This window comes from Streptomyces sp. NBC_01268 (assembly GCF_036240795.1).
Lineage (GTDB): Bacteria > Actinomycetota > Actinomycetes > Streptomycetales > Streptomycetaceae > Streptomyces.
This window is the reverse complement of sequence record NZ_CP108454.1, coordinates 478815-501463: the sequence shown is the minus strand read 5'-3', so window position 1 is coordinate 501463 and position 22649 is coordinate 478815. Positions and strand designations below refer to the sequence as shown.

Genomic DNA, 22649 nt, shown 5'->3' with positions numbered 1-22649 from the left:
CGGTCAGGCGAGGAGGCCGAGCCGCGGACCGCCCCGGTCGCGCAGCCGTCTGAAGAAGGCCAGCACGCCCGCGGAGCCACCGGCCCAGGTGGCGCTCGACCGGGCCAGCCCGGTGTCCGGGAACACGGGCCGCGACCAACTGCCGCCGCTGCGGCTCAGGATGAGCAGGGCGACGGTCTCGGCGGCGTCCCGGAACTCCTCGGACCCGGACGCGTCGGCGACGTCCACCATCAGGTCGCCCACTCCGGCCAGGCCGCAGCACTGCGTGACCAGCGGCATCCGGGGCGCCAGTACGGCGCAGGCGCGCGCGGCCCGCTGGGCCAGGTCGAGGTACCCGGGATCGTCGAGGTGTACGGCGGCCCGGAGGAGTACGGTCCCGATGCCGGCGAGCCCCCGGCACCACGAGCCGTACCGGCGGGTCGCCCCCGGCGCGGCGGCCGCCGCGATGATGTCCGGCGTCACGGCGGCCAGGCGCGCGGCGGCCTGCTCGGAGCGGCTGGTCGCATCGGGGTCCCCGGTCACGGCGCCGTATTCGAGCAGGAAGCAGGCGACCCCCGCCTCCCCGTGCGCGAGGCCCTCGCGGAGTGCGGCGCTGCCGGCCGTGACCGGACCGGCCGGGGTCAGCCGGGCGGTGCCGGACGCCAGCATCCGGTCGCACGCGGCGGCGACGGCGAGGTGCCCGTCCGCGGCGGTTCGGTCACCGCCCCGGAGGGCGTGCCGGGCGAGCAGGAGCCGCCCGAGCCCGATGCCGGCGGCACCCGCGATCAGGTCCGCCTCCGGGGGGCCGCCGTCCGGTGCACGGTCCGGGAGGCCGGGGTGCCCGGGCCGCGCGGGGGAGTCCGCGCCCGACCGCGACTCCGAGCCCGCGTCCGACGGCGTTGCCGCCCCCGCCGTCCCGGCCTCCGCCCCGGCCTCCGCCCCGGCCTCCGCGAGGAAGAGTTCGACGCCGGTGCGGCCCGTGTAGAAGCCGGGCGACAGGTTCCTCGACTGATCAGCGGTCCACCGGGCCAGCGCCGTGACCGCCGAACGGACCGGGGGCCGGTGCGCGTGCCGGAGGAGTTCCAGCCCGAGTCCCGAGCTGCCGCCGTAGACGTCGATCGAGGTGGGGACGTTCAAGTGCGCGGCCCGCTCCGGGTCCACGATCGCCCGGGCTTCCGCGACGCAGTACGCGGTGGTGTGCTCGACGATCTCGTCCAGCAGTGCGCTGTCGATCCGGGGACGCGCGGGCCGCCGCGCGGTTCCGGCCGCGCCCGTGCGCAGCCGGCCGGCGGCGGCGGTCCGTACCGCCGGGTCGAAGCTGAGGAGACCGGTGATCGACGCCCGGATCTCCCGGTGGGCGCGCCCGGGCAGCGCCCATGCCAGGCAGGCCAGGGTCCGGTCCCGGTTGACCTCGTGGTCGGCGTCGACGATCACCGGGTCCATGCCGGTGGCGGCGAAGAAGAGGGTCGCGCCGAGGGAGTAGTGGTCGTCGGCGGGGGTGGCCGGACCGGTCCCGCGCAGAACCGGTTCGCTGTATCCCGGGGTCGCGCCTCCCGGACCGTCGCCGTTCCATTCGCTGATGCCGAAGTCGATCAGGTGGCAGTGGCCGGGGCCCGAGTCGTCGAGCACGACGTTGTCGGGTTTGAGGTCGCGGACGACCACGTTCCGGCCGTGGACGGCGTCCAGGACGCCGAGCAGCCGGGAGGCGAGGTCGGACAGGGCGCGCACCGGACGGGTGCCGTCGTCCCGGTAGGGGCCGTCGCGCAGGACCTCCCTGCGCAGGTCCCGGTCGCCGCAGCTGCTCATCACCAGGTACTCGTCCGACTGGTGGGCGAAGTAGTCCAGCGCACGCGGCACGCCCGTGACGCCGTCGAGCGCGGTGAGGACCACGCGCTCGTTGCGGAGCCGGTGGCGGCCGTCCGTACCGGCTTCGTCCTCGCCCACGAAGGCCCGTGCCTGCTTGACGACCACGGGGAGCCCGAGGGCGCGGTCGACCGCGCGGTAGACGTTGCCCCGGGCCGAGCGCGCGATGCCGGCGGTGACCGTGTAGCGTCCGCCGCCGAAGCCGGGGCCGGACGGCTCGGCAGCGTTTCCGCCGCCGGCGTCGAAGGGGTCCTCGGCCCACGGCGGGCACCGGTAGCGTCCGACGGCCAGGCCGTCGAAGATCCGGCCGTCCGGCCCGGTCATGACGGACTCGAGCCGTCCGCTCCGGCCGGTCCGGTACTCGCCCGTGAACGGGCCGTACCGGTAGTAGACCGGAGCCCTCGGGTCGACCCGCCGGTCGCTGACGACCCGCGGGCCCTCCCGGTCGCGCAGCACGGCGGCGAGTTCCCGGGCGACCTCGACCACGGTCCCGTCCGACGGGTACACGGTGATCGCCTTGCCGACGGCTCCGGCGCTCACCCCACCGGAGTTGAGGCGGCGCAGCGTCTCCGGGTCACGCGCGAACTTCGCGTGGCAGACGTGCCGCTCCAGCACGGGCAGGACCAGCCGGATCACGGTGTCGAGGTCGCCGGGACGCGCCGAGACGTGCAGTTTCCAGCCGTGTTCCATCGCCGGCATCCGCGGATCGCTCAGATACGTCCACGTGTCATCGGCCCCACCGATGCGGCCGGTGATGGAAACGGCCACCGTCAGGAGTTCAGATCACAGGCGAACCGGGTGGTGGCGGTCACCCAGGGGTCGGCAAGACACGCCGAGTACTCACGGTCGCTGCGGTCGTCGTCCTCGAACACGATCGCCTCGTCGTCGATCTCCAACGGACCCGCGTCGCGGAAACCGTCGACTTCCAGAACGTCCGGCACGGCTACGGGCATGTGACGCCTCCATATGTCTGTCGTGCGCTGAGGAACAGGAAATGGCCGGCACGGGCCGGTGGACCCGGTGGGCCAAGGACTCGCTGGACCACGGTAGGGAGGGGCGTACGTGCTGACAAGAGGGCATGGGTGCTGCCCCTGGGAGTGGCCGCCCCGGGCAATGTCCCCGGCGGCGGCGGCCGCGGGGACGGGCCGGCCGTGCGGCGTCGCGGACGCGGGACGCGGAAGGAAACGTTCCCCGTCGGCGGGGGTGCGCGCGTCCGCCCGGCGGCGGAGAGGATGGCAGCCGTCCGCGCGGTACCGGTACGACACGACCGACAGGGTGGGGAGAAGCGTGAACGAGAGCCTTCGGGGTGCGGACGAGGCCACCACGGCATCCGTCGTCGAGCTGGCCCAGGAGCTGGTCCGGCGTCCGAGCCGGGGCGGCATCGACGCGTACGGGCCCGTCCTGGGCGTGCTGGAGGACTGGCTCGCCGTCCGCGATCTGCCCCACCGGCGCCTGCACGACGCGGCGGGCGACCCGGTGGGGCTGCTGGTGGAGATCCCCGGCGGGCGTCCGGGGCCGTGGTGGACGCTGGACGCGTGCGTGGACACCGCCCCGTACGGCGACGAGACCGCCTGGACGTTCCCGCCGGCCTGCGGCGACGTCGTCGACGGCCGGCTGCGCGGCCGGGGAGCGGCGGACTCCAAGCTGGCCGCCGCGATGTTCTGCCACATCGCCGCCGACCTCGCCCCCCGCGCACCCCGACTCGCGGGCGGTCTCGCCGTCCTCCTGGACGTCGACGAGCACACCGGCGGCTTCGGCGGCGCCCGCGCCTACCTGGCCGACCCGGACGCGGTCCGCCCCGCCGGGGTGCTGATCGGCTACCCCGGCATCGACGAGGTCGTGGTCGGCGGCCGGGGCCTGTGGCGGGCCACGATCACCGTGCACGCCCCCTCCGGTCACTCCGGATCCCGCGGGACCACCGTCGGCGCCGTCACCCGCGGCGCCCACCTCGTACGCCTCCTGGACGCCGCCGGCCTGCCCGGCACCGAGGACGCCCCGGGGTTCCCGCTGCCGCCGAAGCTGACGGTCACCGCCTTCCACGGCGGCCAGGGATTCTCCGTCACCCCGGACCGGGTCGACATCCATGTCGACATCCGCACCACCCCCGGCTTCGACGCCGCCGCCGCCGAGACCCTCGTACGCGAGGCCGTCACCGCGCTCGACACCGAACTGCCCGCCCCCGCCCCCACCGACGTCAGCCCGGTCGCCGCATGGCCGCCGTTCCGCCTCACCGAGGACGAACAGCCGGCAGCCGCCCTCCTCCGCGCCGCCGCGGAGGAGGGCCTCAAGGTCCGGGCGAAGACCGCAGGCCCGTCCAACATCGGGAATCTGCTGGCGGGGGAGGGCATCGCGGCGACGGCCGGCTTCGGTGTCCCGTACGAGGGGCTCCACGGCATCGACGAAAGCGCCCACCTGGCCGAACTGCCGCGGGTCTACGGGGTCTACCGGCGGGCCGTCCTCGAACTCCTCGGCGGCTGAGGCACACGGGTCCCGTCCCGGCGGCTCAGCCCCGGGTGGATTCCTCCCCGTCCCGCACCGCCGAGAGCGGCGCGGCGATGTCCTCCAGCGAGCGGCGCTCCGCGTTCACCGCCAGGAAGGCGGCCACGATCCCCGCCGCGCACATCAGCGCGGCCCCGATCTGGAAGGCCAGCACGGTGTCCCCGACCACCCCCGACTCGGTCAGCTCGGCGAAGACCAGCGGGCCGGTGATGCCGCCGGCCGCCGTCCCCAGCGCGTAGAAGAAGGCGATGGCCATGGCACGGGTCTCCATCGGGAAGATCTCGGAGACCGTCAGATAGGCGCTGGAGGCGCCTGTCGAGGCGAAGAAGAGCACCACGCACCAGCAGGCGGTCAGGGTCGTCGCCGTCAGCGAGCCCCGGCCGAAGAGCCAGGCCGTCCCGAAGAGCAGGAGGCCCGACAGCAGGTAGGTGGCTGTGATCATGATCCGGCGGCCGACGGTGTCGAAGAGCCGGCCGAGCAGCAACGGCCCCAGGAAGTTGCCCGCCGCGATCACGGCGAAGTAGTAGCCGGTGCTGCCGGTCGGCACGTCGAAGAAGGTGATGAGGATGGTGCCGAAGCCGAAGGTGATCGCGTTGTAGAGGAACGCCTGCCCGATGAAGAGGGCCAGCCCGAGGACGGCGCGGCGCGGGTAGAGGCCGAAGACCGTCTTCGCGATCGTGCCGAAGCCGATGCTCTTGCGCTGGTGGACGGTGATCTCGCCGGCCGGCGGCGGCAGCTCCGTGCCCTTCTCGGCCTCGATCTCCCGCTCCACGGAGGTGACCAGCTCGTCGGCCTCCTTCTCGTGGCCGTGGATGAACTGCCAGCGTGGACTCTCCGGGACGTGCCGGCGTACCAGCAGGATGACCAGGCCGAGGACGACGCCGAGGGCGAAGCTGAGTCGCCAGCCGAGGTCCTTCGGGAAGATGTCGGTGTCCAGCATGACGATCGACAGGAGGGCGCCGCCGATGGCGCCCAGCCAGTAGCTGCCGTTGATGATCAGGTCGACCCGTCCCCGGTAGAGGGACGGGATCAGCTCGTCGATCGCGGAGTTGATGGCCGCGTACTCGCCGCCGATGCCGAAGCCGGTGAGGAAGCGGAAGAGGAAGAACCACCACGACTCGAAGGACAGGGCGGTCATCGCCGTGGCGCCCAGATAGACGACCAGGGTGATCATGAAGAGCTTCTTGCGGCCGTACCGGTCGGTCAGCCACCCGAAGAACAGGGCGCCCGAGCAGGCCCCTGCCACGTAGAGGGCGGCTGCCACGCCCGTCACCTGGGCCGCGGTGATGTCGAGGCCGCTGCCCTCCTCGGCCAGCCGGCCGGCGATGTTGCCGACGATGGTGACTTCGAGCCCGTCGAGGATCCAGACGGTGCCGAGGCCGATGACGATCATCCAGTGCCAGCGGGACCAGGGAAGCCGGTCGAGCCGGGCCGGTACGGCGGTGGTGACCGTGCCCGCCCCGTCGCTCGTGGAAGGAGTCGTCGCACTCATGGTTCTCCTCTCTCCGCCGGGGCGGGTGCCCCCGTCGCGGGCGGTCATCAGTCGGCGCGGCCGGACCCGCGGGTGCCCCACCGGTCGCGGAGGGTGAGCCGGCGGCGGCGGTCGTGGCGCTCGCGGACCCGCCGGTCCAGCTCCTCCATCAGCCGGCGGCCCCGGTGCTCGGGGTCGAGCTCGTCGAGGATCCGGTCGATCTCGGCGAGCAGCGCCCCGTACAGCTGCCAACGCCCGGGGTCGGCGAGCGCGAGGGCGAGGAGCCGGTCGGCGGCGCCGTCCCGGCAGGCCCTGGCCGCCCGCAGCTCGCCCGCCAGCCGGGTCTCGGCGGCCTCGGCGCCCTCACTGCCCCGCGCGGTGACGAGGACGCCGAAGCTGACGAGCGCGTCGGCGGTGTACTGGGCGGTCTCCCGGACGGCGAGGGCGGCCCGCTCGGGCAGCAGCTCCTGCCCGCCGCGGTGTTTGGCCAGGTCGGTGAGGGTCCGGGCGAGGACCCGCAGGACGACGGCGCAGATCTCCAGGGTGTCGAGGCCGGTGCGGAGTACGACGCGGTGCAGCAGGCCCTCCTTGACGCGCGGGTTGAGCCGCAGGCTGTCCTCCGCGGTGCGCAGCGCCCCGTCGACGTCCGCGACGTCGTTGTCGAGCCGGCGGGCCTCGTGCAGCCGGGCGGCGGCCTGCTCGACGGGGGGTGCCCCGGTGAAGGCGTCCGCCACGTCGAGCAGCAGCAGGCGCATCCGCCGGGCGAGGTCCTCGATGGAGTCGCCGGCGGTGTCGACCCAGACCGGCGGGGCGAGGACCAGGTTGAACAGCATGCCGACGACGGCACCGATGAGGGTCTCCAGGACGCGGTCCCAGGCCGTGTCGGAGACCTGGGTGACACCGAGGACGAGCATGGCGCTGATCGCGACCTCGGGAACGAACTCCTCGACCCGGACGAGCCGGCCGACGAGCAGCGAGGCGAGGATGACGAGGGCGAGGCTCCACCAGGACAGGCCGACGACGACGCTGAACGCGATGGCGATGAGGACCCCGACGACGACCGAGTTCACCCGGCGGAGGCTGGTGGTCAGGGTCGAGTAGAGCGTGACCTGGACGACGAGGAGCGCGGTCAGCGGCGCGGTCAGCGGGACCGGTTCGCTGCTGAGCCGGAGGGCGACGACATAACTGAGCGTGGCCGCGGCCGTGGACCGTACGGTCTGGACGGCGAAGGGGTCGCGGCGCAGGCGCGCGATCAGCCCTTCACCCCGGTCGCCCCGGCCTCCGTCCCGTGCCACGTCCCACCTCGTCCCGTCGTCGCCGCCCCCGAAAGGCCGTCTGGACGACCGCCTGCCCGGACGGCCCCGGGCTCATGCGCGGGGCGCGTCCGAGTGGCCGAGTGCCCGACCTCGACCCGACCCCGACCCGACCCATGCCGGGCCTGAGCCGCGGGCCGGGGGGCGGACGGCGGCGCGGAGTGCGCTCGCCGACGATCGGAGCGAGGCGTTCGGCCCAGGTGGCGCCGTCCGCCGGGACGACGTCACAGGACGGAAGGGGCCGGGACGCCGCCCCTCCGGCGGGGCCAGGGTGCGCGCTCGCGCGGGGGAAGCTGCGTCCGCTGCCCACGCATGAAGCCCGCCCCTGGTACTAGGAGGTGCGTGGCCTGCCCCCTCGGCGCCTCACCTCAGGTCAGGTGGCCGCGTCGATCAGGTGGGGGCCGTCGTTGCGGACGTTGTTGACGGCGGGGGAGACGGCCCGGGCGATGAGCCGGCCGTCGGCGGGCTGGGTGAGCAGGGCGCGGAGGTCCGCGGTGTCGGTGTGGTGGGGGTCGAGCCAGGCGTCGTAGTGGTCGGGGGAGAGGGCGAGCGGCATGCGGGGGTGCACGCGGCCCGCCGCGTCGGTGGCTTCGGTGGTGATGATCGTGCAGGTCGTCAGCCAGGCGGCAGGATCGTCGGGGTCGGCGACCTCGGGGTCGCGCCAGAACTCGTAGAGGCCGGCCATGGCCATCACCCGGCCGTCGGCGGGCAGGATGAAGTACGGCTGCTTGCGCACCTTGCCGGTCGCCCCGTCCTCCACCGGGTCCCATTCGTAGAAGCCGTCGGCCGGGAGCAGGCAGCGCCGCTTGGCGAAGGCGCGCCGGTAGGCGGGCTTCTCGTGCACGGTCTCCACCCGCGCGTTGATCATCCGCGCGCCGGATCTCGGGTCCTTCGCCCAGGACGGCACCAGGCCCCACTTCAGCGCCCGCAGCTCCCGCCGGACCTCCCCGCCGTCCTCCTCGCGCGCCGCGCGTTCGAGGACCGCGTAGACGGGGTCGGTGGGGGCGACGTTCCAGCTGGGTGCGAGCGTCTCCTCGGGGCGCCACTCGGTGACGTCGAAGAGCCGGGTCAGGTCCTGAGGACCGCGGGAGGAGGCGTAACGACCGCACATGGCCGCAACTCTGCCACGCCACGCCCCCCTGCCGCTCGATGTGTGCCACGAGGCGCCGTCGGGTAGCAGGGTGAGGGCCAGTGTGGGAGATCCGCCCGGGAACCGGGCGCCGGGGGAGGTCGCGTTGTCGTCCGCAGGCACATCCTTGAAGGGCCTCCTGGCAGCCGGGGAGATCGTCCTGGCGCCGGGAGCGGCCGACGCGGTCACCGCGCGGCTCGTGGAGGCCGCGGGATTCCCCGCGGTGTACATGACGGGGTTCGGGGCGACGGCCAGCCGGCTCGGCATGCCGGACGTCGGGCTGCTCAGTCAGACGGAGATGACCGAGCACGCCCGGAACATGACGCGGGCGGTGACGGTCCCGGTCGTCGCGGACGCCGACACCGGCTACGGCGGACCGAGCAGCATCGACCGCACCGTGCGCGAGTACCTGCAGGCCGGGGTGGCGGCGATCCACCTGGAGGACCAGGCCATGCCCAAGCGCTGCGGGCAGACCGGCGGGGTGCGCCTGGTGGACGCGGAGAGCGGCGTCAAACGCCTCCGATGCGCCGTGGAGGCCCGCGGAGCGGCCGACATGCTGGTCATCGGCCGCACCGACGCGCTGCCCGTGGAGGGCGTCGAGGAGGCGGTCCGGCGGGCCCGGCTGTACCGGGACGCGGGCGCCGACCTGGTCTTCGTCGACGGCATCAAGAGGATCAAGGACCTGGAGGCGGTGGCGGCCGCGGTCGAAGGCCCCAAGGTGGTGTCCGTCGTCGACGGCAACGAGATCGCCGGACTGACCGCCGCCGACCTCCAGGAACTGGGCTTCTCGCTGGCCTTCTACGCGCTGACCGCCCTGTTCGCCGCGACCCGCGCGGCTGCCGACGCCCTGGCCCACCTCCGGGCGGCCGGCACCCCCGAGGGCGGGCCGCCGCGGCACAGCTACGAGGAGTTCTCCCGGATCGTCGGCACCGGCGTCCACCAGGACCTCGACCACCGCTTCGGCGACTGACCCCCGCGCCGGGCCGCGCGACACCAGGGCGTCGCCCCCCCGCGGGGTGACGTGGGGTCAGTGCCCGCGGCCGGCGCGCAGTTCCAGCCGCTCTCCCGCGAAGCCCGCGCGGAAGTGGCGGTCGTGCGAGACCACGACGACGGCCCCCGGGTACGCCGTGAGCGCGGCCTGGAGCTCCTCTGCCAGGTCGAGGGTGACGTGGTTGGTCGGCTCGTCGAGGATCAGCAGGTCGGCCGGCCGGGTCACCAGGCGGGCGATCTGCAGCCTCCGTTGCTGGCCCGCGGACAGGGCGGCGACCGGGACGTGCAGGTCCTCCGCGCGGAACAGGCCGAGGGCCAGGAGCGGTTCGGCGTACTCGTCCGGCAGCCCCGGCCGTCCGGCGGCGAACGCGCCGAGCAGCGGGAGGTGCGGCGCTCGGGTGGGCAGCTCCTGCGCGAGGTAGCCGATCCGGGCGGCGCGCCGCACCGTACCCGCGTCCGGCTCCAGATCGCCCGCCAGGACGCGCAGGAGCGTCGTCTTGCCCGCGCCGTTCTCTCCCGTGACCAGCAGCCGTTGTCCGGGCGCGATCGCGAGCGGCCCGTCCAGGCGCAGCCGCTCGCCGACCCGTACGCCGTCGAGCTCGGCGAGCGGGCCCGGGGCGGGGCCGCCCGCCGCCGGGAGCGTCGCCGTGAAGCGCAGGGGAGGCGGCGGCTCCGCCACCGGGTCACGTCGCAGCTGGGCCAGCCGCTCCCGGGCCGAGCGCACCTGCCCGCCCAGTTTCGCCTCGCTGGACCGGCGGTGCTTGCCGAAGCCCTGCCTGGGGTCCCGCCCGGTGGCGGCCAGCCGGCGCCCCGCGGTTTCCAGCAGCTCCTCCACGCGGGCGACCTCCTCGGTCCACTCGGTGTACCGCTGCTCGGCGCGGCGCCGGGTGGCGGCCTTCGCGGCCCGGTATCCGGCCCAGCCGTCGCCGTACCGGTACACCGTGCGCGCGTCCCGGTCGACCTCCAGGATCGTGGTGGCGACGCGCTCCAGGAACGCGCGGTCGTGGGTGACCGCGACGACGGTGCCGCGGTGGGCGCGCAGGTGCTCCTCCAGCCAGCGGACGGCAGCCGCGTCGAGGTGGTTCGTCGGTTCGTCGAGGAGCAGCAGCTCGGGGGCGGCGGCCAGCACGCAGGCGAGCGCGAGGCGCGCCTGCTCGCCGCCGGACAGCGAGCCGAGCGCCCGGTCGCGGGTGATCCCCGCGAGCCCGAGGCCGTGCAGGGCGGCGTCCACGCGGACGTCGGCCTCGTAGCCGCCGCGTTCCTCGTAGGCGAGCAACAGCTCTCCGTACGCGGCGAGTTCGTCGTCAGCCGCGTCGCCCAGGCGTTCCTCCGCCGCGCGCAGCCGGCGTTCCATGTCGCGTAGGTCGGACAGGGCGAGATCGACGGCGTCCCGCACGGTCCGGTCGGGGGCGAGGGAGAGGGTCTGGGGGAGGTGTCCGGTGCCGCCGGGGAAGCGGACGGTGACCTGCCCGCCGTCAGGCGTCTCGGCCGCGGCGAGCAGCCGCAGCAGGGTGGACTTGCCGGATCCGTTCTCGCCGATGACGGCGGCCTTCTCGCCCGGGCGGACGGAGAAGGAGACCTGGTCGAGCATGGTCCGGGTGCCGTAGGACTTGCTGACGTCCCTGACGGACAGCTGTGCCACGGACGCGGAGACGGCAGCGGGAACGGTGTGGTGGGCGCGATCGCGCATAGGACTTTCCTGGCGTGCGAAGGGTCGACGGGCAGCGCAGACGGCTGGGGCGGCCGTGCCCGGACTCAGACGAAGAAGAAAGCCATGCCCCCACCATAACAAGACGAGTCGTCTCGCCTCGACTCGCACGTGCGTCCGACGCCCGCCGCGGGGGAGTGTCCGGTGGTCCCCGGCGTGCGCGACGGGCGTCTCCGCACCGCGCGGCCGTCCAGGGTCCTCGCTCGGCGGGGAGTGTTCAACTGCCTTTCAATCGGGTCGACTTGGTGTGCAAACAGTCCCCTGGTGCGGCGTGAGCGTGACGTGTGTCACTTATTAAGGGTTGTTTAAGAATCAACGCCGCGAGTGTCCTGTTATGCGGTTCATGTGCACAGTTGACGCTTACTTTGAACGCCGGTCAGAGTCTCCTCGGCATCCCGCGTATCCCCGCGTCCTCGCCACATCGTCCACAGCTTCACCACTTCTGGAGCACACGCATGCGCAACAGGACTGCCCTGACCGCAGCAGTCACGTCCAGCGCCCCTGAGCCGCAGTCGCATCCGGGGCGGGACAGCCTCGTCTTCGGGAAGGTCGCGGGACCCGGTGCCGACGGTCCGGGCGCCCGGGATCAGGACGTCGAGCTCTTCGACACGACGCTGACGCTCACGCTGCCGCGCATCGCGGGGGAGGTCAGGCCCCGCGGGCGCCACGTGGCCGGGAAGTCGCGCCACGCACGCGACTCGGCGCGGGCGTCGCGGTCACGGAACTCCGTGCCGAAGCCGGAACGCGAGCAAGGCGCCGGTCTGTCGCTCCCCTTGCTGATCGCGGGCGCCCTTGCCGCGGGGATCGGGCTGACGGTCGGTCTCACCTCCGGGCTGGAGCAGCGGCACCCGGACGCCCGGTCCGTCACGATGCCCGACCTCCCGTACCCCAGCTCGCCCGTGGACGCCGAACCGCCGACCGTCACCCGCGTATCCACCCCGCCGGCGGCGCCGACCGCCCGCGCGACCAGGCAAGCCGACCCCACGCCCTCGCGCACGCCCGCCGGCCCGCGGACTCCCGCGCGCACGACCCCGCCGCCGCCCCCGGCCCACCCGCCGACGTCCTCACCCACCCACCACTCGCCGCCCGTCGAGCGGCCGGACGGGGACGTCCTGAGGCGCGGCGGCTCCGGCCCCGAGGTCAAGGACCTCCAGCGCCGCCTCGCGCGGCTCCACCTCTACCTCGGCTCCGTCGACGGAATGTTCGGCGCGTACGTGGAGGCGGCCCTGATCCGCTTCCAGACCTCCCGCGGCATCACGGAGGAACCGGGCGTCTACGGCCCGACGACGCGCGCGGCCCTGCGGGCCGAGGCCGACCGGGAAGGCGGGTCCGACCGCAACCCCTGGGACGACTGGGACAACGCGGACAGGGACGGCTGGGGCGACTGACCCCGTACTACGGCCCCCGACCCTCGCCGTAGCGAACCCCCACAGCCCCTGCCCCGCCCCACAGCCCTCCCCGCCCCACAGCCCTGTCCTCCTCAGTTCCCCGGCACACCCCTCACACCCGGCACACCCCTCACACCCGGCACACCCCTCACACCCGTCACACCCCTCACGCTCCTCCGCGTTCACCCTCCCCTTCACCAATTCCCTCCCCTCACCCCACAGAGAACGGCACAGCCATGTCCCAGACAGCCACCACCGGCACGCGCCCCGGAATGCGACGCGCCGTGGCGCTCGCCTTCGTCCTTGGTCTCTCGACCCCGTGCGTCGCCCAAGCCGCGCCGCTCGCCCCCACGGCCGGCCAGCTCCCCACGTGCCCGGCTGCCGGAAAGGAACCGGGGATCGGCCACGACCCGCGGTTCACCGACGCCAACGTGGCCCTGTTCGCGGGCGGCGACTACACCGCGGACGGCGGGACGGCCGAGGCCGAGGGCCTGCTCGTCGTCGGGGGGAACGCCACCTTCGCCAAGACGTCCGGTGGCGTGTTCAACGTCGGCCGGGTGGGAGCGGGTTCCGGCATCCTTCCCCCGTCGGGCTCGGTGATGCTCGCGGTCGGCGGCGACCTGAAGATCGCCCAGGGGACGACGGTCGACGTGGGCCACGGCCTGACGGCGGGGCCGCGCTACGGCGGTTCCGTCCAGGTGGGCGGTGCCATCGACGAGAAGGGCGAGCTGGTCACGAACGGAGGCTCCCGCGCCTCCGGCATGGGCGCGAGCGCGGCACTGAGCCCGCACGCCGCGTTCGGTGACACGATCCGCCGCGAGTCGGCCTCGCTCGCCGCGCTCAAGCCCACCGGGACGACCGTCAAGTCGGGCGAGACCGTCACCTTCAAGGGAGCCGGCGCAGCGGGCGGCGGCCCGCAGGTCTTCGAGATCCCGGCGGCGGAGCTCGACGGCACGTCGACGTTCCTGTTCACGTCGATCCCCGCCGGGGACGCGGTCGTCGTCAACGTGACGGGCGGACGGGCGGTCGGCATCTCGCCGATGTCCGTCGGCTTCAACGGGGACCGCGCGGACACGTACGACTCCGCGCACTTCGGCGAGGCCGCGTCGCGGATCCTCTACAACTTCGAGGGCGCCACCTCGATCCGCCTCGGCGGCGGAGGCAACTTCATGGGCTCGATCCTCGCGCCCAAGGCGACCGCGGACCTGACCGCCAGCACCAACGGCCGCGTGTACGTCGGCGGGGACATCCGCACCCACGGTTCGGGCAACGAGAGCCACAACTACCCGTGGACCGGCACGTCGACGTTCGCGTGCAAGCCCACGACGCCCACTCCGGAACCGGGAACCCCGGGCACGCCCTCCACGGCGCCGCCGGCCTCCTCCCGGCCGACCCCGACGCCGAGCCGGCCCGTCGAGGAGACCACGCCCCCCACGGCACCGGGAACCTCCACCCCGACGCCGGGCACCCCCGAGCAGCCGACGCCCTCGTCGTCCACGACGCCTCCCCCGGGCGGCGGCAAGAGCGACGGCTCACTCGCGACGACGGGCGGCCAGGTCGCTCCCTACCTCGTCGGGGCCGCCGCGCTCGGCGCGGCGGGCGCGGCCGTACTGCTCGTCACCCGGCGTCGCCGCGCCCGGCTCTGACCCGGCCCGAGCGAAAGGCACTGGTACGGGCGTGGCACTTCGGCCAAGCTGCGACGCATGGACTGGACGCCCTTGCTCTCCACCTTGGCCGGTGCCGTGATCGGCATCGCGGCCACACTGATCGCCGACCGCAACCGGTGGCGGCGGGAGGAGGCCAGGCATGCCCTGGACGTGCGGCGCACGGTGTACACGGAGTACGTCACCGCCCTCAAAGCCGCCGGTGAGGAGATGCGCGCCGTCGCCCTGGGCGACCACAGGTCCGAGGCCGTGCGCGACGCGGCGGTGCGGGAGGCCGTGAGGGGCACGGGCCTCTACACGGCGAGCGAACGCCTCTGGCTCGTGGGCCCGCCGCAGGTCGTGGCGGCGGGCAACGAGGCGTTCCACTGCCTGCGCGCGATCCGCGACGCCTACGCCCGTGGAGCGGCCGTCGGCTCGGCCGACGACGCGCCCCTGATCGAGCGCCGGCGCAAGGCCATGGCGCAGATGCGTCGGCTCATGCGTGAGGACCTGGGCGTCGGCCCCCTCGGAATCGATTGAGCGCACCACCACCCCCGTGCCCGTCCCGGCGCCGAAGCGCCGGGACGGGCACGGTCATGACAGCGCTCCGACGACGACGGAGGCGGCCTGCGCGATCAGCTTGTCGTCGTAGTCGGCGTCCTTCGTGCCCCGATTCGACATGATCGCCACGACGATGGGCGCGGCGTCGGGTGGCCACACCACGGCGATGTCGTTGCGGACGCCGTAGTCGCCGCCTCCGCCGGTCTTGTCGCCGACCGTCCAGCCCTTCGGCACTCCGGCCCGGATCAGTTCGTCTCCGGTGGTGTTGGTCCGCAGCCACGTGGTGAGCTGCGCGCGTTCGTCCTTGCCGAGGGCGTCCCCGAGGACGAAGGCCCGCAGGGCGCCGGCGAACGCGCGGGGCGTGGTGGTGTCCCGTGTGGCGCCCGGTGCCCATTGGTTGAGCTCCGGCTCGCGCCGCTCCACGAGCGTCGTCGTGTCGCCCACCTCCCGCAGCGCGGCGGCCAGGCCCTTCGGCCCGCCGAGTGCGTCGAGCAGGAGGTTCGCCGCGGTGTTGTCGCTGTGGCGGACGGCCGCGTCGCACAGCGCGCGGAGCGTCATCCCGGTCCCCACGTGCTTCTCGGTCACCGGCGAGTGGTCCACCAGGTCCTCCCGCGTGTACCTGATCACCTTCTCCATGCCGCTCGGCGGGTACGCGCGGAGGACGGCCGCGGCGGCTGGTGCCTTGAACGTCGAGGCGTAGGCGAACCGTTCGGTGTCGTTGTGGACCACTTCCCGGCCGCTGCCGGTGTCGACCGCGTAGACCCCGAGGCGGGCGCCGTAGGCCCGCTCGAGCCTTGTGAACTCGGCGGCGGGCGCCGCGGTGGGTCGGGCCGGCGGCGGCGTCAGGGAAGCCCGGGCGTCGGCCGGGGCACCGGCCGGGGGCCCGGCGTGGCCGCAGGCCGTGAGCGGGAGTACGGCCAGCACGGCGACGGCTCCGAGAGCCAGACGCCGCGCGGCCGCGTAGGGATACGGCATGGCCGAACCTTCCGTCAGTCGTCGGACCTATGGGGCAGCTTGCGCTGCCGGACTTCCCCCGGCCTTCGTCGGCTATCTGTTCGGGCCCCGGAAGAGACCGAACGTCTTCGTGAAGGACTTCAGCGGTGAGGTGTCCGGCTTGCCTGCGGTCGGCGAGGGCGGCCGGGCGGTGCCGTCGCTCCCGGTCGCCTCGGCGAGCGCGGCCAGCGCCGACTCGGCCGCTTCCCGGTACAGGTCGCAGGACGCGGTCATGGCCTCCAGCGACGTGGCGTACCTGGTGACCATGGCCCGCGCGTGGGCCAGTTCCTCTTCGGGGGTGAGCAGGTGCCAGCCCTGCCGCAGGCGCGTCAGGGCCTGTTCGGCGTCGGCCGGCATCGGCTGCGGCAGCGCGGCGAACTCCTTGATCCTGTCGAGGAGTTCGGTCGGCTCCGTGCCGTCCAGGAAGACATTGCGCACCGTGAAGCGCTGCGCGTCGTGGTCGGGCGCCTGCGGTGCCGCGGGCAGGACGACCGCGCCGCCGCGCGGTATCCCGACACCGAGCTCACGCTTCAGCACGAAGTCCGCGGACAGCGCCTGCTCCGGCGTCGCCCGGTGCTCCACCACCCGGTGTCGCAGGCTCGGCGGAAGGAACGCCGTGACCGGGCGCCGCCCCAGGGTGTCCGGCGTCATCGCCTCGTGCACCAGGACGTGGATGAACCAACTCTGCCGGGTGCAGTCCCGCAGCAGACGGCGGACCTCGTCGTCGTCCTTCGGCAGGTGGTTCGGCGTCCGCAGGCGCACACCCGGCGCCTTGTCGTGATCCCAGGCGACCTGATCACTGTCGGGCCAGAACACGGTGGCGGGTGAAGGCCAGCCCGCGTCCCACGCCCGCTCCGCCTCGGCGGCGAGCACCCAGGTGACACCCTCGCCCTCCGTGCGCCGGGACTCGGGGTCGTACGTGGTCAGCTGCGCCCGCACCGTGACCCCCTCGGCCACCTGCCAACGGGCCTCGAAGAGGCGGCGGGCCAGCGGGCCGGGGTCGGCGGACTCGTCCCGGGGGTACAGGTCGGTGGAGAGGGCCGCCTCGACGGGGTCGAGATCCAGGAAGTCGTCGATCACCCCGGCCGCCTTGAGCGCGATCAGGTTGCGCCGGACGTCCCGCTCGGGCTCGGGCCCGAGGTGACGCCCACGCCCGAGCCAGGCGGTGTCGGGGACGGTGGTCGATGAAGCGCTGTTCTTGGCCATGGAACCGTTCAGTCGGTGGTGCGGGCCCGACCAGTATGGTCCGTGGCCCCGGCGAGGGAAGCGGTACCCCGTCCGTGCCGCCGTGATGCGTGTGCCGGGCCGGCCCGCACGTGACGTCAGCCGCGGCACCGGTCCGGGCGGGACCCGGTCACAGGTCCGAGGTGACGTCGCCCCCACGGGGTCGTTCCCCGTACGTGCAGTCCCCTCGGACCGGCGGGGCGGCACCGCTCCGGCTCGTGGGAAGACTTCCGGACGGCTCGCCGCTGCCCGGGTGGACGCCCCGCCAACGGACCCCGGCGGCACGCCCGGGCTCCGCTGCGCCACCCTGCGAGGGGGCGGGATCCCGGGACGGCGGTACGACATGAGCGCCGGTGCCGCGGTACGGCGCCGGCGCTCACGGCCGGGCGGGCCCCGCCGCCCGGCCGGCCGCAGGGCCCCGGGTCCGGCCCGGCCCGGCGTGGCCGGGGTCAGCCGGCCGGGCGTTCCCGTACCGCCGCGAAGGGCACCAAGGGCCACGTGTTCGACAGCCTCATCGCGGCCTCCGTGACCGCCGGGTCCGACGACCCCTCGGCCACCCCCATGAGGTACGCGTGCGCCACCGATTCATAGAGGCTCGTCGTCGCCCGCTGCCGCTGTCGGCTCGCGTCGGCCCGCAGCTCGGAGCCCTCGTCCACCGAAGCCGCCGTCGCCCGTGCCCGCTGGGCGCGGACGGTGGCCGCCTCCCGCTCCCGCTGGAGGCGGGCGGACTCCTCCACGTGCGAGCGGTACGTGTCGAGGGCGGGGTGCTCCCGCAGCAGACCGGTCAGGAGGCCGATGCCGCCGGACAGGACGAGGAGCGCCACGAACATCCAGGTCACGGTGGTCTGTTCGAGATGGAGACTGCCCAGCAGACTCGTCGGGCGCTGCGCGTCGAGGTCCCGCACCCCCGAGAGCGTCGAACCGGCGGGGCTGCTCCGGAACACCAGCTTGGTCCTCAGGTGCGCCAGGGCCCAGGTGGAGAAGCCCCAGGCGCCGAGGAGCGCCAGGGCGGGCAGGTTCGCCCACTTCGACGCGCCGGTGCCCGAGCTGCCGCGCAGGGCCCGGCCCGCCAGGTGCGGGACGACGACCATGACGAGCGCCGCCGACACGGCGAGGGTGCCCGTCAGGGTGTCGGCCCCGGTGCTGCCGACGCCGTGGAAGGGCTGGAACGCCATCCAGTAGATCGGCACCTCCACCGCCGCGACGACGACGAGCAGGGCGGCGACCATCCAGTCGGGCAGGCCCGGACGGCTCTGGAGGCCGGGCCACCGGGCGATGTCCGTCTGGGTGGACGCGGCCGTGAGCAGGTCCGGCGGCGCGAGCGGATCGGATCCGGATCCGCGGCCGGGCGGCGTGTCCGCTGCGGGCGGGGCGGCGGTCTCGGCGTCCTCGTCCAGGTTCTGGTAGTCCTCCTCCTCGTCCGCCGACGGAGCCTCCGAGGCGGCGTCGTCCCGCCCCGCGGGGCGGGACTCCGGCGGAACGGTGCGCCCGTCCGCCGACGCGCCCCCGGCCACGGACGCCGCTCCGTCGCCGTGCCCGCTTCCGGCGCCGCGCCCGTCTCCGTCGCCCCTCCCGTCCCCGGCCCGCCGCCCGGCCGTGTCGTCGTCGGCCGTGTCGTCGTCGGCCGTGCCGTCGAAACGGTCCTGCAGCCGGCGTCCCTCGACCAGCTCCCGTACCCGGTCCCGGTACCGCTCCCAGCGCACGGACCGGGCGGCGAGCTGATCGAGCTGTTCGCGGTTCGTCACCAGCCACGCCGCGTTCTCGGCGAGCTGCCGGTCGAGCCGCCGGATCTCCTGGTCCGCGTTCTCGGCGGTTCCGCGCGCCAGTGCGCGCTGAGTGCTCAGCCGGTGTTCCTCGCGCGCGTGCTCCTCGGCGATCCGCGCGTGCAGGAGGTCGCGCACGGAGGCGAGTTCCGCGAAGTAGGGGACGCGGTCCCCGCTGCCGAGGATCCACGGGTTCAGGTAGCGGCCCCCGGCGGCCTTGCGGCCACGGCGGTTGGCCCTGCGGCGGAGACGTCCCTCGTGGCGGGTCTCCGTGGCGGGCTGGACCCGGCGCTGCACGGTGAGGTCCTCGGCCTGCCGGATCCTGCCGGCCCCGCGGCCGGCACCGCGCGGGAAGGGAACGCCGAACCGGGCCCTGCGGGGCGTGCGTCCGGGGTCAGCGCCGGTAGTCGTCGTGGACACGTGCCTTGCCCCTCTTCGTCAGGATCTCCGTCCAGAACGCGTCGAACGGTTCGAACTCGCTCGGCTTGGCCTTGCGGTTCATGCCGTAGCCCACAGGGAAGACGTCCATGCCGGTGATCGGAGGGACGCCCCGGGAGCGCATCAGCTTGTCGACGGACTTCCCACGGGCCTCCGGGGTGGCTATGGACTTCGCGGTGAGCCCGAACTCCGGGTCGTACTGCTCGAAGTCGCTGACCACGAGCAGGACCTTGCGGCCGCCGCCCGAGCCCAGGGTCTCCGCCGCGCGCGCGATGCCGCCGAGGACGTCGGAGCCGCCGTCGGTCCTGCTCGCGCAGGCGAGCATCCTGTGGGCGGCGAGCACGGCCTGGACCCTGGCCTCGTGGCGGACGGCCTCCACGTCGTCGGTGCTCTCCGTGGCCGGGTCGAGGTCCACGTCGTCGGCGTGGCACGGGGACGCCTTGGACGAGGAGGTGATGGGCGCGTACGCCATCGAGCGGCAGCGCTGTTCCTTCATGAACGGGACGATCGTCGCGTCGAGTTTGGCCTTCGCGTCGAAGCCGTGGGCCGCCGATCCGGAGCCCGACCCGTCCAGGACGACCGCGCACGCGGCGTCCAGCGTGTCGGCCTCCTGGCTGGAGCAGCCGGTCGCGGCGATCAGGAGGGCCGCCAGGGGCAGGACCGCCGCCAGGGGCCGGACCGGGCGCCGGGCGCGCGGCGGGCGCGGGTGCGCCTGGTGGGACGTCATCGGGTTCCCCTCCCGGGGGCGTCGGTGGTGGCGTGGTGCGGCTGGACGTCGAGGATCTGGAGCGCCCGCGCGACGGCGTGGGTGCGGTCCCGGTCCACGGCCGCCCGGGCGGGGACGGGACCGGAGAACAGCCAGGTGTCCAGGTCCTCCCAGGTGTCGTCGAGCGTGACCCGTCCGGGCAGCCAGTGCCCGGGGCGTGCGGCGAAGGCCGGATGCGCGGGCAGGCCGGCCTCGGGGACCGCACCCCGGTGGCGCGCCCGCCCCGCCTCCTCGGCCCGCATCCGGTGGACGGTCAGCCAGACCGCGTCCCAGTAGCAGGCGAGCCGCTGGTTGGCCTCGTGGGTGAGCGCGACGGCCCGGGCGCGGCACACCTCGGCGTCCGCCCGCCAGGCCCCGACCCACTCCCCGTACCGTGCGAGGGCGGCGGGCAGGGGTGCGCCCCGCCTGTCGTACTGGGTCACCACGCGCACCGACTCGGCGTGGAGGCGGGCGATCGCCGCCCGCCGGTCCTTCAGCAGGCGGGAGCGCAGCTGGCCCGCGGCACGCAGCGCGTCCGCCCTGGCCTCCACGACGAAGGGCGTCACGAGCTCCGGAAGGTCCGGGACGGTGCCGGGCTCCGGCGGGTGCGCGGGCAGCAGGGGACGCAGTCCGGGGGCGTCGCGGCGACCCCGCCGACGGGCCCGGAGCGCGGTCACCCCGCCGAGCCGGGCCCGGCGGGCGGGCCCTCTGATCTGGTCCGTGGTGATCATGACGACGGATTCCCCCTTCTCCGCTGCCCTCGTTCCGGATGGAGGGCTACGCGAAGAAAAGCAGAAAGGGGCCGTCCGTTCGAGACGCTTTCCGGGTTCCCACCGGCCCGTCCCGAAACCGTCCGGGAGCCGCCCGGAAAACGACCGGAACATTCTCCGGAATTGTTTGCCGAGCGCGGTCGGTTGCGTCGATACTCGATTCATGTCCAAGGGGGAGGGCGTGATGCGCATCAGGATCGGCGGGACGCATTTCCCGCTGGAGACGCTCGGCCCGGGCCGGCGCCTCGGCGTGTGGTTCCAGGGCTGTCCGCTGGCCTGTGCCGGGTGCATGTCCCGGCACACCTGGGACGCCGAGGGTGGCCGGGATTCGTCGGTCGGGGAACTCCTCGGCCTGTGGCGGGACGCGCTCGCCCGGGGCGCGGAGGGGCTGACGGTCAGCGGCGGGGAACCCCTCCAACAGGCCGCGGGGCTCGCCGAGTTCCTGGCCGGGGCCGATGGGGCGCGCGACGCGGCGGGGCGTGGACCGACCGCCGACATCCTCGTCTACACCGGCTACGAACAGGACGAGTGGGACCCGGACCGGCTGCGGGCCCTGCGCCACGCGGACGCGGTGATCGCCGGCCGGTTCAGGATCGCCGAGCCGACCGGGCTGGTGTGGCGCGGCTCGGCCAACCAGCGGCTGCTGCCGCGCACCGCGCTCGGCCGGGCCCGCTACGGACCCCACCTGTACCGGCGGACCACGGGGCCGTCGGTACAGGTGGTGGTGGAACCCGCCGGTGAGCCGGCCGGGGCGTTCGGGGGAGCCTCCGGCGGGACGCCCGCAGGGGCGCCCGCCGCCCGCCTCCTCGGCGTGCCGGCCCGAGGGGAACTCGCTTTCTACGAGAGGTGGTTGGGGGACCGTGGGCTGCGACTCAGGGAGCGGAGCTGGCGCCCGTGAGGAGCGGGGCGAGCTCGGGATCGCGGGTCACGAAGTGCACCGCCCAGCCCGGGTGACGGCCCAGCTCCTCCTGGACCGCCCAACTGAGCCAGCGGGCGGCCTTGACGGGGGTGAGGCCGCCCTGCCCGGAGCCCAGCAGAGGGAAGCACAGGGATCTCAAGGGCGGGTCGTAGGCGTCCCGTTCGGCTTCGGCCAGGGCGAAGACCGCCGCGACGGCGTCGACGAGCGTCTCGGGATCGGTCCGGTACACACCGCCGTCGCCGGCCGGCCGGACGACGGCCGCGTGGTAGACGCGGCGCACGCCCCGCCCGGCGAGGGCGCCCGCCGAGGTGGAGGCGACCGTGCCGGGGCGTACGGGCAGGCCGGTGCGGCCGTGCGACCGCATCCACGCGCCGAGTTCCCTGGCGAGCACGTCGTCGGTGATCTCGCCGACCTCGTTGCGCAGGGCCGCGGCCCTGCGCAGGGCGCCCGAGACGGTGGGCCGGAAGGTCTTCGACATCTCCATGTGCGTGTTCTCCGACGACACCAGGATATCGATGTCCCGGAGCAGTTCCAGGGAGGAGAGGTGCACGGTGACCCGGTGCGGCACGGTCGGCGCCGGTCCGGATCCGCCCGCCCGCCTCGGCGGGTCGGGCACCGGGTCGGGGGCCGCGCGCCGCGGACCGGCCCCGCCGTCCGCGGTGCCGGACCGCGGCCGTCCCGAGGCGGCTTCACGGGCCAACGCCAGTGCGGCCGCGGCGAGTTCCGCGATGACCTGCTGTTCCTGGCCCCGGCGGAACCGCTCGGACGTGACGCCGTACACGGCGGCGGCAGCCTTGCGGCGTTCCTGGGCCGGTGCCCCGCGCCGGCCGGGCAGCAGTCCGAAGGTGTGGGCGGCGGCCCGGGCGAGCGGGTCGACCGTCCGGTCGTCCGCCAACTCGCCGGTGGGGAGCGGCTCGTCGGCATCCCCCTGGGGGCGGGCGAGCCGTCGTACGGCGGCTTCCAGGAGCGCCTCGACCGCGGAGGCCTCGTCCGTGCCGGCCGCCGCGTGTCCGGTGGTCCGGGCGACCCGGCCCAGGGCCTGGGGGCGCAGGCTCCGGAGTGTGGCGAGGCCGGGGCGGCGCAGCGCGGCCAGTTCCTCGGCCAGGGCGGCGTGGGACGGCAGTCCCGGGTCGTCCGGAGCGGAGCGCCCTGTCGGCTCCGAGGGGGGATTCTGCGGGCTCATGGCGGCCACCATAATCCCGGCCGCCGGATGCCGTGGCCCGTGCCATGAGAACTGGCCGGAACGATCTTCT

General features: G+C 74.5%; 18 protein-coding genes. 6 read left to right on the top strand and 12 right to left on the bottom strand.

Going from position 1 to position 22649, the window contains the following annotated elements; all coding sequences use genetic code 11:
- Nucleotides 1–3 precede the first annotated feature (3 nt).
- Nucleotides 4–2610, bottom strand: a complete 2607-nt coding sequence (lanL, locus tag OG309_RS02115; RefSeq protein ID WP_329417784.1) for a class IV lanthionine synthetase LanL — start codon at nt 2608–2610, stop codon at nt 4–6.
- A 2-nt stretch (nt 2611–2612) separates the two neighbouring features.
- On the bottom strand, nt 2613–2795 hold the full coding sequence (locus OG309_RS02110; RefSeq protein WP_329417782.1) for an SflA family class IV lanthipeptide: 183 nt from the start codon (nt 2793–2795) through the stop codon (nt 2613–2615).
- Between the two features lie 334 nt (nt 2796–3129).
- On the opposite strand from OG309_RS02110, the gene OG309_RS02105 reads away from it, so the two are divergent.
- On the top strand, nt 3130–4320 hold the full coding sequence (locus OG309_RS02105; protein WP_329417779.1) for a M20 family metallopeptidase: 1191 nt from the start codon (nt 3130–3132) through the stop codon (nt 4318–4320).
- Nucleotides 4321–4345: 25 nt separating this feature from the next.
- Here OG309_RS02105 and OG309_RS02100 read toward each other — a convergent pair whose 3' ends face one another.
- The 3 genes from OG309_RS02100 to OG309_RS02090 form a co-directional block, all read right to left on the bottom strand.
- Nucleotides 4346–5833 (bottom strand): MFS transporter, encoded by a 1488-nt coding sequence (locus OG309_RS02100; RefSeq protein WP_329417776.1) that lies wholly within the window; start codon nt 5831–5833, stop codon nt 4346–4348.
- Nucleotides 5834–5880: 47 nt separating this feature from the next.
- Nucleotides 5881–7107, bottom strand: a complete 1227-nt coding sequence (locus OG309_RS02095; RefSeq protein ID WP_329417774.1) for an FUSC family protein — start codon at nt 7105–7107, stop codon at nt 5881–5883.
- Between the two features lie 391 nt (nt 7108–7498).
- Nucleotides 7499–8236 (bottom strand): SOS response-associated peptidase, encoded by a 738-nt coding sequence (locus OG309_RS02090; protein WP_329417771.1) that lies wholly within the window; start codon nt 8234–8236, stop codon nt 7499–7501.
- Nucleotides 8237–8381: 145 nt separating this feature from the next.
- Here OG309_RS02090 and OG309_RS02085 point away from each other — a divergent pair, with 145 nt between their 5' ends.
- Nucleotides 8382–9224 (top strand): isocitrate lyase/PEP mutase family protein, encoded by an 843-nt coding sequence (locus tag OG309_RS02085; protein WP_329417768.1) that lies wholly within the window; start codon nt 8382–8384, stop codon nt 9222–9224.
- Nucleotides 9225–9281: 57 nt separating this feature from the next.
- Here the strand turns inward: OG309_RS02085 and abc-f are convergent, their stop codons facing one another.
- Entirely contained in the window at nt 9282–10934 is a 1653-nt protein-coding gene (abc-f, locus tag OG309_RS02080; RefSeq protein WP_329417766.1) for a ribosomal protection-like ABC-F family protein, read from the bottom strand.
- Nucleotides 10935–11407: 473 nt separating this feature from the next.
- On the opposite strand from abc-f, the gene OG309_RS02075 reads away from it, so the two are divergent.
- The 3 genes from OG309_RS02075 (at nt 11408) to OG309_RS02065 (ending at nt 14523) form a co-directional block, all read left to right on the top strand.
- Nucleotides 11408–12340, top strand: a complete 933-nt coding sequence (locus OG309_RS02075) for a peptidoglycan-binding domain-containing protein (RefSeq protein WP_329417764.1) — start codon at nt 11408–11410, stop codon at nt 12338–12340.
- A gap of 236 nt (nt 12341–12576) precedes the next feature.
- Complete coding sequence (locus tag OG309_RS02070; protein WP_329417762.1) at nt 12577–13986, top strand: choice-of-anchor A family protein; 1410 nt, start codon at nt 12577–12579, stop codon at nt 13984–13986.
- Nucleotides 13987–14043: 57 nt separating this feature from the next.
- Nucleotides 14044–14523, top strand: a complete 480-nt coding sequence (locus OG309_RS02065) for a hypothetical protein (protein ID WP_329417760.1) — start codon at nt 14044–14046, stop codon at nt 14521–14523.
- 54 nt (nt 14524–14577) lie between these two features.
- Here OG309_RS02065 and bla read toward each other — a convergent pair whose 3' ends face one another.
- The 5 genes from bla to OG309_RS02040 all read right to left on the bottom strand — a co-directional run bounded on the left by bla (nt 14578) and on the right by OG309_RS02040 (nt 20438).
- Nucleotides 14578–15519 carry a class A beta-lactamase gene (gene bla, locus OG309_RS02060; protein WP_329417758.1) on the bottom strand — a complete coding sequence of 314 codons (942 nt, stop codon included), beginning with the start codon at nt 15517–15519 and terminating at the stop codon, nt 14578–14580.
- Nucleotides 15520–15591: 72 nt separating this feature from the next.
- Nucleotides 15592–16743 (bottom strand): hypothetical protein, encoded by a 1152-nt coding sequence (locus OG309_RS02055; RefSeq protein WP_329417756.1) that lies wholly within the window; start codon nt 16741–16743, stop codon nt 15592–15594.
- A 467-nt stretch (nt 16744–17210) separates the two neighbouring features.
- Nucleotides 17211–18944, bottom strand: a complete 1734-nt coding sequence (locus OG309_RS02050) for a hypothetical protein (protein ID WP_329417753.1) — start codon at nt 18942–18944, stop codon at nt 17211–17213.
- Nucleotides 18919–19689 carry a hypothetical protein gene (locus tag OG309_RS02045; RefSeq protein ID WP_329417751.1) on the bottom strand — a complete coding sequence of 257 codons (771 nt, stop codon included), beginning with the start codon at nt 19687–19689 and terminating at the stop codon, nt 18919–18921. Before OG309_RS02045 ends, OG309_RS02050 begins: the two co-directional genes overlap by 26 nt.
- A complete protein-coding gene (locus OG309_RS02040; RefSeq protein WP_329417749.1) occupies nt 19686–20438 on the bottom strand; it encodes a hypothetical protein in 753 nt (250 codons plus the stop codon). Before OG309_RS02040 ends, OG309_RS02045 begins: the two co-directional genes overlap by 4 nt.
- Nucleotides 20439–20640: 202 nt before the next feature.
- On the opposite strand from OG309_RS02040, the gene OG309_RS02035 reads away from it, so the two are divergent.
- On the top strand, nt 20641–21375 hold the full coding sequence (locus tag OG309_RS02035) for a 4Fe-4S single cluster domain-containing protein (RefSeq protein WP_329417747.1): 735 nt from the start codon (nt 20641–20643) through the stop codon (nt 21373–21375).
- Here the strand turns inward: OG309_RS02035 and OG309_RS02030 are convergent.
- Nucleotides 21350–22579, bottom strand: a complete 1230-nt coding sequence (locus OG309_RS02030) for a macro domain-containing protein (RefSeq protein ID WP_329417745.1) — start codon at nt 22577–22579, stop codon at nt 21350–21352. The genes OG309_RS02035 and OG309_RS02030 overlap by 26 nt on opposite strands.
- Nucleotides 22580–22649: the final 70 nt, after the last annotated feature.